The following is a 14971-nucleotide window of genomic DNA, read 5'->3' as shown; positions in this document are numbered from 1 at the left end:
CGCGCCAGCTTTCCGTTCGCGACTGCGGGACTCCGCTCCGCTGCGTTCCTCGCGCTCACGACGAGTACGCCGAGTTCTCGTGCACGTACGCGTGCGACAGGTCGTTGGTCCAGATCGTTGCGGCGGAGTAGCCGGCGTGCAGGTCGATCCGGATGGTGACGTCCCGCCCGGAGAGGTCGACCTTCGAGCGGTCCTCGGCGGCGGCGCCGGAGCGGCACACCCAGACCTCGTTGACCGCGACGTCCACGCCGTCCGGCTCGAAGGCGGCGGTGGTGGTGCCGACCGCGGCCAGGATCCGCCCCCAGTTCGGGTCGTTGCCGAAGAGCGCGGTCTTGACCAGGTTGTTCCGAGCCACCGAGCGGCCGACCTCGACGGCGTCGTCCTCGCTGGCTGCGCCGACCACGTCGATGGCGATCTGCTTGGTGGCGCCCTCGGCGTCGGCGATGAGCTGCTGGGCCAGGTCGTGGCAGGCGGCGGTGACCGCGGCGGTCAGCTCCGCCTCGGTCGGCTGGATGCCCGAGGCGCCGCTGGCCAGCAGCAGCACGGTGTCGTTGGTGGACATGCAGCCGTCGGAGTCGATCCGGTCGAAGGTGACCCGGGTGGCGGCCAGCAGCGCGGCGTCCAGCGCCTCCGGCCCGGCCACCGCGTCGGTGGTCAGCACGCAGAGCATGGTGGCCATGGCCGGGGCGAGCATCCCCGCGCCCTTCGCCATGCCACCGACGGTCCAGCCGCTGCCGTTGACGGCGGTGGTCTTCGGCCGGGTGTCCGTGGTCATGATCGCCTCGGCGGCGGCGGCGCCGCCGTCCCGGGCGAGCCCCCGGACGGCCGTCCGGACCCCGGGAAGCAGCCGCTCCATCGGCAGCCGCTCCCCGATCAGCCCGGTGGAGCAGACAGCGACCTCCCCGGCGCCCAGCATCAGCCGCGGGCTGCTCGAGGTGAGCACGGCCGCGGTGTGCTCTGCGGTGGCGTGGGTGTCCTGGAAGCCGGCCGGGCCGGTGCAGGCGTTCGCGCCCCCGGAGTTGAGTACCACGGCACGGACCACGCCGCCCCGGACGACCTGCTGGGTCCAGAGCACCGGCGCGGCCTTGACCCGGTTGGCGGTGAACACCCCGGCGATCCCGGCGTCCGGACCGTCGTTGACGACGAGGGCGAGGTCGCTGGCGCCGCTGGCCTTGAGCCCGGCGGCGACGCCGGCCGCCCGGAAGCCCCGGGGCGCGGTGACGCTCATGGCGCTACTCCGAAGACGGAGAGGCCGGAGGTCTCGGGGAGGCCGAGCATGAGGTTGGCGCACTGCACGGCCTGGCCGGCGGCGCCCTTGCCGAGGTTGTCGATCGCGCTGAGCACGATCACCCGGCCGGAGTCGACGTCGACGGTGGCCTGGAGCTGGCAGGAGTTCGAGCCGGCCGTGGCGGCGGTGTGCGGCCAGGCGCCCTGCGGCAGCACGTGCACGAACGGGCTGTCCGCGTACGCCTCGGTGAGGACCGCGCGCGGGTCGGCGTCGCCGGTCGGTACCGCGGTGACGGTGGCGAGGATGCCGCGCGGCATCGGCGCGAGCACCGGGGTGAAGGCGAGGCTGGCCGCCCCGGTGGCCTGCTTGATCTCCGGCACGTGCTGGTGGGCGCCGACCTTGTAGGGCGACAGGTCGCCCATCACCTCGCTGCCGAGCAGGTGGGCCTTGGCGGCCCGGCCGGCGCCGGAGGTGCCGGAGGCGGCGACCACCACCACGTCGGTCGGGGCGACCGCACCGGCCGCGATCAGCGGGGCCAGCGCAAGAGTGGTGGCCACCGCGTAGCAGCCGGTGTTGGCGACCCGGCTCGCGGCGGCGATCGCGGCCCGCTGGCCGGGCAGCTCGGGCAGGCCGTAGGTCCAGGCGCCGGCGTGCGGGCCGCCGTAGTAGCGGGACCAGGCGGCGGTGTCGGCCAGCCGGTGGTCGGCGCCGAGGTCGACCACCTTGACCGTCTCGGGCAGGGCGGCGGCCAGGGCGGCCGACTCGCCGTGCGGCAGGGCCAGGAAAACCAGGTCCGCGTCGGCCAGGGTGGTCGGGTCGGTCGCGGCGAACGCGAGGTCGAGCCCGGCCAACTGCGGGTGTACGGCGGAGACCGGCTGGCCGGCCTGGCTGTGCGCGGTAGCGGCCACCAGGTCGAACTCCGGGTGCCCGGCGACCAGGCGAAGCAGTTCGCCCCCGGCGTACCCGCTGGCCCCGGCGACCGCGACCCGAATGCCCATACCTACCTCCGCATGACTATGCAACGAAGGCTAGCAAGTCCGAGACTGCGTTGCAAGTTCATGCCGTCTGCTGCATGAAAATAGAGACGCTGCCCGGCGCTCGCAGTTGCGGCCGGACAGGTTTAGAAAGGGCGCCGCCTGGAATCCTGCGGCGGTCCAGGGCACCTGACCCATGTCTCCGAGCCTGGGGGCCGCATGGCATCTCCGCCCGCCGCGAGCCGGACTGCGTCCGCCCCGGGATCCTTCCTCAAGGTGGTGGGGTCGAGCCTGGTCGGCACCACGATCGAGTGGTACGACTTCTTTCTCTACGGCTCGGCCGCCGCGCTGGTGTTCAACAAGCTCTTCTTCCCCGGGTTCGAGCCGCTGGTCGGCACGCTCCTCGCCTTCGCCACCTACGCCGTCGGATTCGTGGCACGGCCGCTCGGTGGGCTGGTGTTCGGCCACTTCGGCGACAAGGTCGGACGCAAGAAGATGCTCGTGCTCAGCCTGCTGATCATGGGAATAGCGACGTTTGCGGTCGGCCTCCTGCCGACCTACTCGGCGGTGGGCCTCCTGGCGCCGATACTGCTCGTCATCTTCCGCCTGTTGCAGGGGTTCGCCGTCGGCGGAGAGTGGGGAGGCGCCATTCTCATCGTCGCCGAGCACGGCGGCGCCAAGCGGCGTGGCTTCTGGTCGAGTTGGCCGCAGGCGGGAGTGCCGGCCGGCAACCTGCTTGCGGTGGGCGTCCTCTTCCTCTTCGCCGCCACCTTGAGCGACGCGGCGTTCGAGGCCTGGGGTTGGCGCGTACCGTTCCTGCTGAGCGCCGTGCTCGTCGTCGTCGGGCTCTACATCCGCGTGTCGGTCAGTGAGTCGCCGGTCTTCCAGCGGGCGCAGGCGGAGATGCAGCGGTCGCGGGTCAGGCGGAAGGCCCCCGTTCTCCAGGTGCTGACCCGCTACCGTCGCGAGGTTCTCGTCGCGATGGGCGCCCGCTTCGCCGAAAACGTCGCGTACTACCTCTTCACGGTTTTCGTGTTGACGTACGTGACCAGACAGGTGGGATTGCCGCGAAGTACCGCGCTGAACGCCGTACTCATCGCCTCGGCCGTCCAACTCGTCGCGATCCCGCTGCTGGGCGCGCTGTCCGACCGGATCGGCCGGCGACCGCTCTATCTCGCCGGGGCGGTCGGCGTCGGCCTCTGGGGGTTCGCGTTCTTCGCACTGATCGACACCGGGTCGTTCGCCGCGATCACCCTCGCCGTCACCGGCGGCCTTGTCCTGCACGCGATGATGTACGCGCCCCAGGCCGCCTACTTCGCCGAACTGTTCGGCACCAGCGTGCGCTACAGCGGCGCCTCGATCGGTTACCAGCTCGCGTCCGTCATCGCGGGCAGCCTGGCACCGATCATCGCGGTCGCCCTGCTCGCCCGCTACGGCTCGGGCACGCCGATCTCGATCTACCTGGCCGGCTCGGCGATCGTCACGATCGTCGCGGTGCTGCTGTCCCGCGAGACCAGACAGCGCGAGCTGTCCGCAGACATCGGCGTCGACCGCGTCGGGGCGCGCGGCGCGGGAGCCTGACGGGAGGGCCAGGAAAACCAGGTCCGCGTCGGCCAGTGCCGCCGGGTCGGTCGCCCCGAACGCCAAATCGAGCCCGGCCAACTGCGGGTGCACGGCGGAGACCTGAAGTCAACGGGGCTGCCGTGCGTCGTGACGTGCGGGGGCGACGGCGTCCATCCGCCCCCAGCGCCCGGGGATGTCCAGCAGTTCGACCCGCCCGAACCGCGCGGGCAACGCCGGCGCCACGACCAGGTCGTCCCCGTACGGCTCCAGGCCGAGCATGGCCCGCAGCAGCAGCAGGGGCGCCCCGGTGGACCACGCCTGCGGACTGTTCGCGGCGGGGTACGGGACGGGGTGTCGCGTCAACTCCCGGTGGTAACCGCCGAAGGCCTCCGGCAGTCGGCCCTGGAAGTACCGGGCCACGTCGATGATGCCCTCGGCGATCCGCCCGGCCTCCTCCGTCAAGCCGTAGCGACGAAGTCCCCAGGCAATGAGGGAGTTGTCGAAGGGCCAGACGGTGCCGACGTGGTACCCGAGCGGGTTGTACCGCCCCTCCCCCATGGCCAGCGTGCGCACGCCCCAGCCCGAGAAGAGTCGTGGGCCGAGCAGGTGCTCGGCAACCTTCTTCGCGCGGGACTCCGGCACGATGCCGCTCCACAGCAGGTGGCCGATGTTGGACGAGAGCGCGTCGACCTGGTTCCCGTCCGGGTCGAGGGCGAGCGCGTAGTATTCGCCGTCCGCCACCCAGAAGTCCCGGTTGAACCGTTCCTTGAGCTCTGCGGCCTCCCGTTCCAGCCGGTCGGCGTACGCCGGGTCGTTCCAGAACTGTCGGGCCAGCCGAGCGCCACGGATCTTCGCGTCGTACGCGTAGCCCTGCAGCTCACAGGTGGCCCGGGGCAGCCCAGGCAGCCGCCCGTCCCGGAAGGAGATCGAGTTCCGCGATTCCTTCCAGCACTGGTTCACCAGCCCGCTCCGCTCGTTACGGCGCTGGTACCAGACGTACCCGTTGCCCATGACGTCGCCGTACTCGTCGATCCAGTGCAGCGCCGCCCGTGCCTCCTCCTCGAACTCCCGTACCAGGGCGACGTTCCCGGTCCAGCGTTCGTACTCGTCCAGCAGGATCACGTAGAGCGGGGTGAGGTCTGCCGCGCCGTAGTACGGGGACTGCGGCATCTCCTCGAACGCGGTCCGTTCGCCGTAGCGAAACTCGCGCAGGATCTTCCCGGGTTCCTCGTCGCGGAAATCGTCCAGCACCGCGCCCTGGTCGATCCCGAGCATGCGCAACGTCGCGCCGGCGAGATCCGGTACGAACGGTAGCGACTGCAGGCTGGTGAAAATGCTGTCCCGGCCGATGAGGGCGATGGCCCAGGGCAGGCCCCCGGCCGGCATCGCCTCGTCGGGGAGCGTCAGCGGCGAAAACCGCAGCGCGGCGAGATCGACGAGGCTGCGTTGGTACGTCGTCGCCATCGCCTCCCAGTCGCACGTCAGCTTCGGCGCCGCCGCCAGCCACCGGTGGAGGTCGCGCTCGAGCTGCGGCCCGGTGCGCCTGCGGCGGCGGTCCAGGTGCTCCCGGACGTCCTCCCCGTCCGGGCGCAACACCAGCCCTTGGACGTGCAGCGTCGTGGTCCATCGTTCGTGCGGCCCGACTCGGATGTGATACGTGAACCCGCCCTCGTCAATCTGGGCCGGCTCGGTGGTCGAGATGAGCGTCTCGCGCCAGAACCTCTCCCGCACGTAGCCGAGGCGCAGGCGCCGGTCCTCGACACGCTGATAGATCCGGCCGACCGGCTCGCGTCGCTCTCGAACGGTGCCACGCGGGGAGAAGTCGCTGCCCGCATCCACGCGTACGGTGAATTCGGCGGGCTCCTGGTGGTGGTTGAGGATGGTCAGCCGCTCCTCGAAGCTGCCCGCCACCGACCGTTCCCGGATCACGGACACCTTGGCGTCCACGTAGTGGGTCGGCTCGCCGGGCACCAGGAAGAAACGGACGCTGAAGTACTGCGGATCGTCGATGGCCAGCGCGTGCAGCCGCTCCCCGTTGACACTCAGTCGCCAGCGGGAGAGGAACCGGGTATCGAACGAGAAGTACCCGACCGGCACCGACGGCGCGGCTTCGATGTCGCCGTTGTCCTCACTCAACACGAAGATGTTGCCGTCGAGGATTCGGATCAGGTCCGATGCCATCCATGCCCCCTACCAGACACACCACCACCTCCCCGAATCGGCGAACAAGAGGCAGCGTTACTCGCATCGTGGTCTAGTGGCATCACCCGCAAAGGGTGAACCTGTGATCGGAGCACCGTCAGCGCGGATTCGGAGGAGTCTGATGTCCGATCCTACGGCCGAGTTCTTCGCCCGACTCGGCCGTCGCGGCCACGAACCCCTGCTCGAGGAGGTAACCGGCACCATCCGCTTCGACCTGGCGCACGAGCACGGAATCGACCGGTGGTTCCTGGAGATCAGTCAGGGCGATCTACGCGTCTCGCGGGAGGAACGCGAGGTCGACTGCGTCATTCGCACCAGCCGGGACCTTTTCGACCGCCTCGCCAAGGGACAGGAGGACCAGTACGCGGCGTGGGTGCGGAATGAGATAAGAGCTGAGGGCGAGGCGCGCCTGGCCTACCTCCTCCAGCGGGTCCTGCCGGGACCGCCCGGCGCGCACCACCCGCGCGCATTCGCCCCCGAGCGGAGAGGGCCGGCATGAAGGAGAAGCTCGTCCGGCAACTGGACGGCAACACCTTCGTGCTCAGCGAGAGGAGCGGCGACATCGACGCTTCTCCCACCATCCCCACCGGGCTCTTCTCGTTCGACACCCGGTTCCTGTCGAAATGGATCCTGAGCGTCGACGGCCAGCGCCTCAGCCCCCTCACCGTCGACGACATCGAATACTTCGAAACCCGGTTCTTTCTCATCCCCGGCACTCCCACCCCCTTCGTCGAAACCAGCATTTCGGTCATCCGCGAACGGGCGATCGCCGGCAGCTTCCACGAACGCCTGACGGTGGTCAACCACGAAGCGGCGCCGATCGACGTGCAGGTCCGACTCGAGGTCGGCAGCGACTTCGCCGACCTGTTCGAGATCAAGGACGTGCGGCACAAGAAGGGCACGCGTTACACCCGGGTCGAGAACGGGTGCCTGCGTCTCGGCTACCAGCGGAAGACGTTCCGGCGGGAGACCCTCGTCTCCACCACCGTCCCGGCCCGGGTCGACGAGCTCGGGCTGACGTACGACGTCCGGATCGGGCCACAGGGCCATTGGATGACCGAACTGCACGTGCGGACACTGGGCGTGGACGGGCGTGATCTCCGGGAGACCCTCCAGGGCAGGCCCGGCCGGGTCCGGAAGGAGATGCGTGGCGATCTGGACCGGTGGCTCACCGACGCGCCCCGTCTCACCTGCGACTCGGCGACTCTGACCAGGACGTACCGGCGCAGCCTGATCGACCTCGCCGCGCTGCGGTTCGCGCCGCTGACCGGCGGCGGACGAAGCCTGCCCGCAGCCGGCCTGCCGTGGTTCATGGCTATCTTCGGTCGGGACAGCATCTTCACCAGCCTGCAGGCGCTGCCGTTCGCACCGGACCTCGCCGCGACGACGCTGCGCCTGCTGGCGCTCACCCAGGGCGTCGTGCTCGACGACTTCCGGGACCAGGAACCCGGCAAGATCATGCACGAGTTGCGGTACGGGGAGACGGCCGGGTTCAAGGAGCAGCCGCACTCGCCGTACTACGGCACCGCCGACGCGACGCCCCTGTTCGTGATCCTGCTCGACGAGTACGAGCGCTGGACCGGGGATGTCGCGGCGGTGCGCTATTTCGAGCGCGCCGCGCGGTCCGCCCTGCACTGGATCGACGAGTACGCCGACATCATGAGCAACGGCTACATCTGGTACCGGCGCCGCAATGAGCACACCGGTCTGGAGAACCAGTGCTGGAAGGACTCCTGGGATGCCATCTCCTACCGGGACGGGCGGCTGCCCGCCCGGCCCCGCGCGACGTGTGAGCTGCAGGGTTACGCGTACGACGCCAAGCTGCGTGGGGCGCGCCTGGCGCGTGAGTTCTGGAACGATCCCGCGTACGCCGACCGGCTGGAACGGGAGGCCGCCGAGCTCAAGGAGCGGTTCAACCGGGACTTCTGGGTGGCGGACGGCGAATACTACGCGCTCGCCCTCGACCCCGACGGCCGGCAGGTCGACGCGCTCTCCTCGAACATCGGCCACCTGTTGTGGAGCGGCATCGTGCCGGAGTCCCGCGCGAAGAAGATCGCCGAGCACCTGCTCGGCCCACGACTCTTCTCCGGCTGGGGCGTACGGACCCTCGCCACCGGGCAGGGGCGGTACAACCCGATCGGCTACCACGTCGGCACCGTCTGGCCCTTCGACAACTCGTTCATCGCCTGGGGGCTGCGCCGCTACGGCTTCGCCGAGGAGGCTGCCCGCATCGCCGAGGGGATCATCGACGCCGCCGAGTACTTCGACGGCCGGCTGCCGGAGGCCTTCGGGGGATATGAGCGCGAGCTGACCCGGTATCCCGTGCAGTATCCGACCGCATGCAGCCCGCAGGCGTGGTCCACCGGAACTCCCCTGCTGCTGCTGCGGACCATGCTCGGCATGGAGCCGCGCGGCGAGTACCTGGTGACCAGACCAGCGGTGCCGACGAAGATCGGCCGGATCGAACTGCTGCGCATCCCCGGGCGGTGGGGCCGGGCCGACGCATTCGGGCGCGGGCGCCTCGGCTGAGATCGGCCAACGCGATGCCCGGTGCCTCACCTCGAGCGGGTGTCAGGAAGGGCCCCTTCGGACGCAAAGGGCGATCAGAAGGGACCCTTCCGTACTGCTACTACGCCCCGCGGAGGGTGGCGCCGAAGCGGCGGGCCGCCTCGGCGACCGCCGCGTCGCGGGCGGCCACCGCCTCCTCGACGGTCAGCGTCCGGTCCGGGGCCCGGAACGTCAGCTTGTACGCCAGCGACTTGCGGCCCGTGCCGAGCTGCTCGGAGGTGTACACGTCGAAGAGCCGGACGCCCTCCAGCAGCTCACCGGCCCCCTCGGCGAGCGCGCGCTGCACCTCGGCGGCGGGGACCGAATCGTCCACCACCAGCGCCACGTCAATCAGCGCGGGCGGGAAGGTGGAGATCGCCGGCACGGTGACCATCGGCGCGGCGGGCAGCGCGTCCAGGTTCAGCTCCATGGCGCAGGTGCGGCGCGGCAGCTCCAGCGCGGCCACCACCGTCGGATGCAGCTCACCGGCGTGCCCGACCACGGTGCCGTCGACCAGCAGCTCCGCGCAGCGGCCGGGGTGCCAGGGGGCGTACTCGGCGGCCCGGACGGTGATCCGGTCGGCCGGGATGTCGGCGGCGGCGAGCACCGTGCGGCCGGCCTCGACCGCGTCCGCCCAGCCGGCCGCGCGACCCGGACCCCACCAGCCGGCCGGCTCGATGTCGCCGGCGAGCACCGCGGCGACGTGCCGCGGCTGGTCCGGCACCACCGCGTCGGCGGCGGCGAACTCGGCGTCGCTGGGCCGACGGTCCACGCCCATGGCCGGCGGGGTGCCGGCGCCCGGACGCGGGTGGAACACCGTCCCGATCTCGTAGAGCGCGAGGTCCCGCAGGCCCCGGCCCACGTTCCGCTTGAGGATGCCGAGCAGCGGGCCGAGCACCGTGGTGCGCAGCAGCGGCTCCTCCTCCGACAGCGGGTTGGCCACCCGGACCGCCTGCCGACGCGGGTCGTCGGCGGGCAGGCCGAGCAGGTCGGCCAGCTCGGCGGAGACGAACGGCTGGGCGAGCACCTCGACGTACCCGCGCTCGGCGAGCGACCAGGCCACCGCCCGGCGCCGCCGCTGCCGCCAGGTCAGGCCGCGGCCGGCGGGCGCGACCGGCAGCACCGACGGGACCCGGTCGTACCCGTCGAGGCGGACCACCTCCTCGACCAGGTCGGCCGGGTCGGTCAGGTCCGGCCGCCAGCTCGGCGGGGTCACGGTGAGCACGTCACCCGTGCCCGCGGCCACCCCGACCTCGCCCGGATCCTCACCCAGCCGGTCGGCGCCCCGGACGACCGTGCAGCCGACCTGCTCCAGCAGGGCGACCACCCGCTCCGGGGAGTACGCCACCCCGACCCGCCGGGACGGCAGGTCCGCCGGCATGGTCACCGGACGCATCGGCCGGACGTGGTTGATGTCGAGGACCTCCTCGCCGACCGTGCCGCCGCCATGCTCGGTGAGCAGCCGTACCGCCCGCTCCAGGGCGACCAGCGGCAGGTTCGGGTCGACGCCCCGCTCCCAGCGCTTCGCCGCCTCGCTGAACAGCTTGTGCCGGCGGGCGGTCCGGCCGACCATCGCCGGGTCCCAGTGCGCGGCCTCGAAGAGCACGTTCGTGGTGGAGGCGACGACCTCGCTGGTCTCGCCGCCCATGACCGCGGCAAGCGAGATCGGCCCGGTGTCGTCGCAGATGACCATGTCGTCGGTGGCGAGGGTGCGGGTGACCCCGTCCAGCGTGGTCAGCTTCTCCGCCGGCTCGGCCCGGCGGACCACCAGCGGGCCGCTGATCCGGTCGGCGTCGAAGGCGTGCATCGGCTGGCCGAGTTCGAGCATCAGGTAGTTGGTGATGTCGACCGGCAGCGAGATGCTGCGGATGCCGGCCACGGCGAGCCGGTGCGACATCCAGCCCGGGGTCGGCGCGGCCGGGTCGATGTCGCGGACCATCCGGGCGGCGAACCGGTCGCAGCCGACCGGGTCCCGCACCTCGACCGGGTACGCCGGCCGCTCGGTCGGGCCGGGCGCGGGCACCAGGGCCGGGTCGCGGTACGGCACGCCGAGGGCGTGCGACAGCTCGCGGGCGATGCCGCGCACGCTGAGCGCGTACCCGCGGTCCGGGGTGATCTCCATCTCGACCACGACGTCGTCGAGGCCGACCACCGGGCGGGCGTCGTCACCGGGCTTGGCCGGGGTGTCCTCGGGCAGCACGATGATGCCCGAGTGGTCGTCGCCCAGGCCCAGCTCCTGCGCCGAGCAGATCATGCCGTTGGAGGTGCGCCCGTACGTCTTGCGCGCGCCGATGGCGAAGCCGCCGGGCAGCACGCCGCCGGGGAGGATCACCACCACCCGGTCGCCGGGGGCGAAGTTGCGCGCCCCGCAGACGATCTCCTGCGGCTCGCCGGTGCCGTTCGCGTCGCCGACGTCGACCCGGCAGAACCGGATCGGCTTCTTGAAGCCGGTGAGTTCCTCGATCTCGCGAACCTCGCCGACCACCAGCTGACCGGTGACGGTCTCCCGCAGGTCCACGATCGACTCGACCTCGATGCCGAGGTCGACCAGCGCCTGCTCGAGGTCGCCGGTGGGCAGGTCGGCGGGGATGTCGACGTACTCCCGCAGCCAACTGACAGAAACTCGCATGACTCAGACCACCGTCTCCGTTGTCCGTACCCGCATCGCCTACGCCTCGGCACTGAACGCGCGGGTGAACCGCACGTCCCCCTCGACCATGTCCCGCATGTCGCCGACCCCGTGCCGGAACATCACCGTCCGGTCGATGCCCATGCCGAAGGCGAATCCGGAGTAGACCTCCGGGTCGATGCCGCAGGCCCGCAGCACCCGCGGGTTGACCATGCCGCAGCCGCCCCACTCGACCCACTGCGGTCCCCTGCGGTGCTCCGGGAACCAGACGTCGAACTCGGCCGACGGCTCGGTGAACGGGAAGTAGTGCGGCCGCCACCGGGTCTTCGCCTCCGGCCCGAACATCGCCCGGGCGAAGTGGTCCAGGGTGCCGCGCAGGTGCGCCATGGTGATGCCCTTGTCCACCACCAGCCCCTCCACCTGGTGGAAGACCGGGGCGTGGGTGGCGTCGAGTTCGTCGGTGCGGTAGACCCGGCCGGGCACGATGACGTAGATCGGCGGCTTGCGGGTCAGCATGGTGCGCGCCTGCACCGGCGAGGTGTGCGTGCGCAGCACGAGGCCGGACTCCTCGGCGCCCGGCGGCGGTGCGATGTGGAAGGTGTCCATCAGGCCGCGGGCCGGGTGGTCGGCGGGGATGTTCAGCGCGTCGAAGTTGGTCCACTCCAGCTCGACCTCGGGCCCCTCGGCCACCTCGTAGCCCATCCCGACGAAGAAGTCGCTGATCTGCTCCATCAGGATGCTGACCGGGTGCCGGGCGCCGCGCGGGTACCGGTCGTACGGCAGGGTCACGTCCACCCGCTCCTCGACCAGCATCCGCTCGGCCCGCTCGCGCTGCAGGGTCTCCTGCCGGGCGGCGTACGCGGTCTCGATGGCCCGGCGGGCCTCGTTGACCCGCTTGCCGGCGTCGGCCTTCGCGGCCGGCGGCAGCGCGCCGATCTCCCGGCGGGCCAGCGAGACCGGGGCCCGGTCACCGAGGTGCACGGGGCGCAGCGCGGTCAGCGCGTCCGGATCGGCGGCGGCGGCGAACGCCTTCTCGGCGGCGGCCACGGCCTCGGCCAGGGCGGCCGGGTCGAGCAGGGCGACCTGCTTCGGGTCGTACGGATCGTTGCGGTAGCTCATGACGTACGGGCACTCCCTCACGGCGGCGCCGACCCTCAGGGGCGGCTAGGCGAGTCTACGGACGCGCGGCTGTGCCGCAGCCCGCCGGTGGGAGATCGGGCAGGAGGAAGGTCAGGCCCGCCGCCCGCCGACACCGGCGGGCTGGCTAAACGAACGCCGTGGCGCGTTCATCATGCGGACGACTCCCCTGCTGTGTTGCCGGGCGACCATAAGATCGCTGTGTGGCCGCGCGACCCGTCGGTCAGCGTAGCGCTCTCGCTGAAGCGTACAGGCAGACGGCCGCGGCCGCAGCCAGGTTCAGGCTCTCGGCGCGCCCGTGCAGCGGCACCCGGACCCGCGCGTCGGCGGCGGCGGTCAACTCCTCGGGGAGGCCGTGCGCCTCGGAGCCGAAGAGCCAGGCGGTCGGGGTGGCCAGCGCCCCGGCGTCGGCCAGGTCGTCAAGGTCGGTGTCGCCGTAGCCGGTGGTGGCCAGCACGGTGAGCCCGGCGGCACGCAGCGCGGCGACCACGTCGAGCGGGTCGGGTGCGCGGACCACGTCCACGTGGAAGAGGCTGCCGGCCGACGCCCGGACGCACTTGCCGTTGTACGGGTCGACGGCGTCCCCGGCGAAGACCACCGCACCGGCGCCCGCCGCGTCGGCGGTGCGCAGCACGGTACCGGCGTTGCCCGGGTCGCGGACCTCGGCGACCACCGCGACCAGGCGCGGGCCGGCGGCCAGCGCGCGGTCCAGCGGTACGTCCAGGTGCCGGCAGACGGCGACCAGGCCCTGCGGGGCGACGGTCTCGGCCAGCGCGGCGAGCGCCTCGTCGGTCACCTCGGAGACCGGCACGTCGGCCCGGGCGGCCTGCGCCGCGAGGTCGGCGTACCGGTCCAGGGCGGCCGGCGTACCGAAGAGCTCGGTGACCGTCCCGGGGCGGGCCAGGGCCTCGCGGACCGCCTGCGGCCCCTCGGCCAGGAAGCGGCCGGTGGCCTCGCGGTCCCGGCGGCGGTGCAGCCGGCGGGCGGCAACGACCCTGGGGGTACGCGGAGTGAACGGACCCTGGACAGCATCGAGGCGCCTCCCGCGCGGTGGTGACTGCATGGGAGACGCCTCGATCTGCTGCTGGTGGATCAGGCGGCCTGGGCGCCGGCGCCACCGGTGCCCTCGGCCGCCACGGCGGCCCGGGCCCGCTCGACGATCGCGGCGAAGGCCGCGGCGTCGTTGACGGCCAGGTCGGCCAGGATCTTGCGGTCGACCTCGATGCCGGCCAGGCGCAGGCCCTGGATAAGCCGGTTGTAGGTCAGCCCGTTGGCCCGGGCGCCAGCGTTGATCCGCTGGATCCAGAGCTGCCGGAAGTCGCCCTTGCGGTCACGACGGTCCCGGTAGGAGTACTGCATCGAGTGCAGCACCTGCTCCTTGGCCTTGCGGTACAGCCGGGAGCGCTGACCGCGGTAGCCGCTCGCGGTCTCCAGCAGGGTACGACGCTTCTTCTGGGCGTTCACAGCCCGCTTGACGCGTGCCATCTCAACTCCTTCTTCGGTTCAGGTGGCGCGCGTCAGCGGCCGAGCAGCTTCTTGATTCGCTTGACGTCGGCCTTGGCAAGCTCGACGGTGCCGGTCAGCCGGCGGGTATGGGTGGAGGGCTTCTTCTCCAGCTTGTGGCGGAGGCCAGCCTGCTGGGCAACGATCTTGCCCTTGCCGGTCACCTTGACCCGCTTGCCCGTACCCGTGTGGCTCTTCATCTTCGGCATTGAAACGTCTTCTCCCCTGTTACTCGCCGGTGGTCCCGGCGGGCCCGGCCGCCTCGGCCGGCGGCGCCGCCTCGGGGGCGCCGGATTCCCGCTCGCCCCGCGGTAGTGCGCTGCCGCGGGCAGCCGTGGCGGCCGCCTTGGTGGCGCGGTGCGGCGCGAGCACCATGATCATGTTGCGGCCGTCCTGCTTCGGAGCGGCCTCCACGTACCCCAGGTCCGAGATCTCCGACTCGAGCCGGCGCAGGAGCCGGTAACCCAGCTCCGGGCGGCTCTGCTCGCGACCGCGGAACATGATCGTCACCTTGACCTTGTCGCCGGCCTTGAGGAACCGCACCACGTGACCCTTCTTGGTCTCGTAGTCGTGCGGGTCGATCTTCGGCCGGAGCTTCATCTCCTTGATGACGGTCTGCTGCTGGTTACGCCGCGCTTCGCGCGCCTTCAGTGCGCTCTCGTACTTGAACTTGCCGAAGTCCATGAGCTTGCACACCGGCGGGCGCGCCATCGGCGCAACCTCGACCAGGTCCAGGTCGACGTCCGCGGCCAGCTGAAGGGCGCGCTCCAGCGGGACGATGCCCACCTGCTCACCCTCAGGGCCGACCAGTCGGACCTCACGTGCCCGGATCTGCTCGTTCACGCGTGGTTCGACGCTGATGGGGCCTCCTCGAGTCGAGTCTCCTACGGTGCCGACTCCGCGGCTCCCGGTCGGGAGCCGACCCGGAAAGCAGAAGGCCCCGGCACATGCCAGGGCCCGCTCGACCGGTCGGCACGATCACATGATCGCGCATCCGGAACCGGGGTGTCCCCGGAACCGGTGACCGGACCCGGCCACCGTCTGGGCGACTCGGGTGGGAGCAGGCGCTCCGCTTCAGGACCGCCCGCACGTCGAAACGGGGGCAGTCTGGTCGACTGAGCAACAGTACACCCTCGCCCCTGCCATCCCCAACTCCGCCCATCCCTCCCGGCCTGCTCATTCGCGGAA

The 14971-nt window shown here is 71.6% G+C and carries 12 protein-coding genes and 1 pseudogene; 3 read left to right on the top strand and 10 right to left on the bottom strand.

From position 1 onward, the window contains the following. Window positions 1–55: 55 nt before the first annotated feature. Window positions 56–1228, bottom strand: a complete 1173-nt coding sequence (gene argJ / locus GA0070624_RS15340; protein WP_091341692.1) for a bifunctional glutamate N-acetyltransferase/amino-acid acetyltransferase ArgJ — start codon at window positions 1226–1228, stop codon at window positions 56–58. Further along, window positions 1225–2226 (bottom strand): N-acetyl-gamma-glutamyl-phosphate reductase, encoded by a 1002-nt coding sequence (gene argC / locus GA0070624_RS15335; protein WP_091341690.1) that lies wholly within the window; start codon window positions 2224–2226, stop codon window positions 1225–1227. The genes argJ and argC overlap by 4 nt, the downstream gene beginning before the upstream one ends. Window positions 2227–2421: 195 nt before the next feature. Between argC and GA0070624_RS15330 the strand changes: the two genes are divergently transcribed. Then, the gene (locus tag GA0070624_RS15330; protein WP_091341688.1) at window positions 2422–3783 is read left to right on the top strand and encodes an MFS transporter; all 1362 of its coding nucleotides are present in this window, start codon (window positions 2422–2424) and stop codon (window positions 3781–3783) included. On the opposite strand, the pseudogene GA0070624_RS36830 reads toward GA0070624_RS15330, so the two are convergent. Both GA0070624_RS36830 and GA0070624_RS15325 read right to left on the bottom strand, forming a co-directional pair. Then, window positions 3766–3888 (bottom strand): annotated as a pseudogene (locus GA0070624_RS36830) (N-acetyl-gamma-glutamyl-phosphate reductase); the annotation flags it as partial. The gene GA0070624_RS15330 and the pseudogene GA0070624_RS36830 sit on opposite strands and share 18 nt — an antisense overlap. 3 nt (window positions 3889–3891) lie before the next feature. Further along, complete coding sequence (locus GA0070624_RS15325; RefSeq protein ID WP_091341685.1) at window positions 3892–5946, bottom strand: amylo-alpha-1,6-glucosidase; 2055 nt, start codon at window positions 5944–5946, stop codon at window positions 3892–3894. Between the two features lie 142 nt (window positions 5947–6088). Here GA0070624_RS15325 and GA0070624_RS34735 point away from each other — a divergent pair, with 142 nt between their 5' ends. Both GA0070624_RS34735 and GA0070624_RS15315 read left to right on the top strand, forming a co-directional pair. Continuing rightward, a complete protein-coding gene (locus GA0070624_RS34735) occupies window positions 6089–6466 on the top strand; it encodes an SCP2 sterol-binding domain-containing protein (protein ID WP_176731703.1) in 378 nt (125 codons plus the stop codon). Beyond that, window positions 6463–8496, top strand: a complete 2034-nt coding sequence (locus GA0070624_RS15315; protein ID WP_091341683.1) for an amylo-alpha-1,6-glucosidase — start codon at window positions 6463–6465, stop codon at window positions 8494–8496. Before GA0070624_RS34735 ends, GA0070624_RS15315 begins: the two co-directional genes overlap by 4 nt. Window positions 8497–8596: 100 nt before the next feature. On the opposite strand, the gene pheT is transcribed toward GA0070624_RS15315, so the two are convergent. From pheT to infC, 6 genes are all read right to left on the bottom strand, one after another. Then, window positions 8597–11143, bottom strand: a complete 2547-nt coding sequence (gene pheT, locus GA0070624_RS15310; protein WP_091341681.1) for a phenylalanine--tRNA ligase subunit beta — start codon at window positions 11141–11143, stop codon at window positions 8597–8599. A gap of 39 nt (window positions 11144–11182) precedes the next feature. Then, the gene (gene pheS, locus GA0070624_RS15305; protein WP_091341680.1) at window positions 11183–12262 is read right to left on the bottom strand and encodes a phenylalanine--tRNA ligase subunit alpha; all 1080 of its coding nucleotides are present in this window, start codon (window positions 12260–12262) and stop codon (window positions 11183–11185) included. A gap of 241 nt (window positions 12263–12503) precedes the next feature. Then, a complete protein-coding gene (locus GA0070624_RS15300; protein WP_091341678.1) occupies window positions 12504–13343 on the bottom strand; it encodes a TrmH family RNA methyltransferase in 840 nt (279 codons plus the stop codon). Window positions 13344–13372: 29 nt separating this feature from the next. Continuing rightward, on the bottom strand, window positions 13373–13765 hold the full coding sequence (gene rplT / locus GA0070624_RS15295) for a 50S ribosomal protein L20 (RefSeq protein WP_091341676.1): 393 nt from the start codon (window positions 13763–13765) through the stop codon (window positions 13373–13375). Between the two features lie 32 nt (window positions 13766–13797). Next, on the bottom strand, window positions 13798–13992 hold the full coding sequence (gene rpmI / locus GA0070624_RS15290) for a 50S ribosomal protein L35 (protein WP_091341674.1): 195 nt from the start codon (window positions 13990–13992) through the stop codon (window positions 13798–13800). A gap of 19 nt (window positions 13993–14011) precedes the next feature. After that, a complete protein-coding gene (infC, locus tag GA0070624_RS15285; protein ID WP_091341672.1) occupies window positions 14012–14626 on the bottom strand; it encodes a translation initiation factor IF-3 in 615 nt (204 codons plus the stop codon). Between the last annotated feature and the right edge of the window lie 345 nt (window positions 14627–14971).

The sequence above is a fragment of the Micromonospora rhizosphaerae genome, from assembly GCF_900091465.1.
Taxonomy (GTDB): Bacteria; Actinomycetota; Actinomycetes; order Mycobacteriales; family Micromonosporaceae; genus Micromonospora; species Micromonospora rhizosphaerae.
This window is presented reverse-complemented; position numbering and strand designations above follow the sequence as displayed.

Bases quoted from the DNA above. Each gene is read 5' to 3' on its own strand.
- GA0070624_RS15330 (WP_091341688.1), top strand. From the start codon at position 2,422: ATGGCATCTCCGCCCGCCGCGAGCCGGACTGCGTCCGCCCCGGGATCC.
- GA0070624_RS15315 (WP_091341683.1), top strand. From the start codon at position 6,463: ATGAAGGAGAAGCTCGTCCGGCAACTGGACGGCAACACCTTCGTGCTC.
- argJ (WP_091341692.1), bottom strand. From the start codon at position 1,228: ATGAGCGTCACCGCGCCCCGGGGCTTCCGGGCGGCCGGCGTCGCCGCC.
- pheS (WP_091341680.1), bottom strand. From the start codon at position 12,262: ATGAGCTACCGCAACGATCCGTACGACCCGAAGCAGGTCGCCCTGCTC.
- pheT (WP_091341681.1), bottom strand. From the start codon at position 11,143: ATGCGAGTTTCTGTCAGTTGGCTGCGGGAGTACGTCGACATCCCCGCC.
- GA0070624_RS34735 (WP_176731703.1), top strand. From the start codon at position 6,089: ATGTCCGATCCTACGGCCGAGTTCTTCGCCCGACTCGGCCGTCGCGGC.
- argC (WP_091341690.1), bottom strand. From the start codon at position 2,226: ATGGGCATTCGGGTCGCGGTCGCCGGGGCCAGCGGGTACGCCGGGGGC.
- rpmI (WP_091341674.1), bottom strand. From the start codon at position 13,992: ATGCCGAAGATGAAGAGCCACACGGGTACGGGCAAGCGGGTCAAGGTG.
- GA0070624_RS15325 (WP_091341685.1), bottom strand. From the start codon at position 5,946: ATGGCATCGGACCTGATCCGAATCCTCGACGGCAACATCTTCGTGTTG.
- rplT (WP_091341676.1), bottom strand. From the start codon at position 13,765: ATGGCACGCGTCAAGCGGGCTGTGAACGCCCAGAAGAAGCGTCGTACC.
- GA0070624_RS15300 (WP_091341678.1), bottom strand. From the start codon at position 13,343: ATGCAGTCACCACCGCGCGGGAGGCGCCTCGATGCTGTCCAGGGTCCG.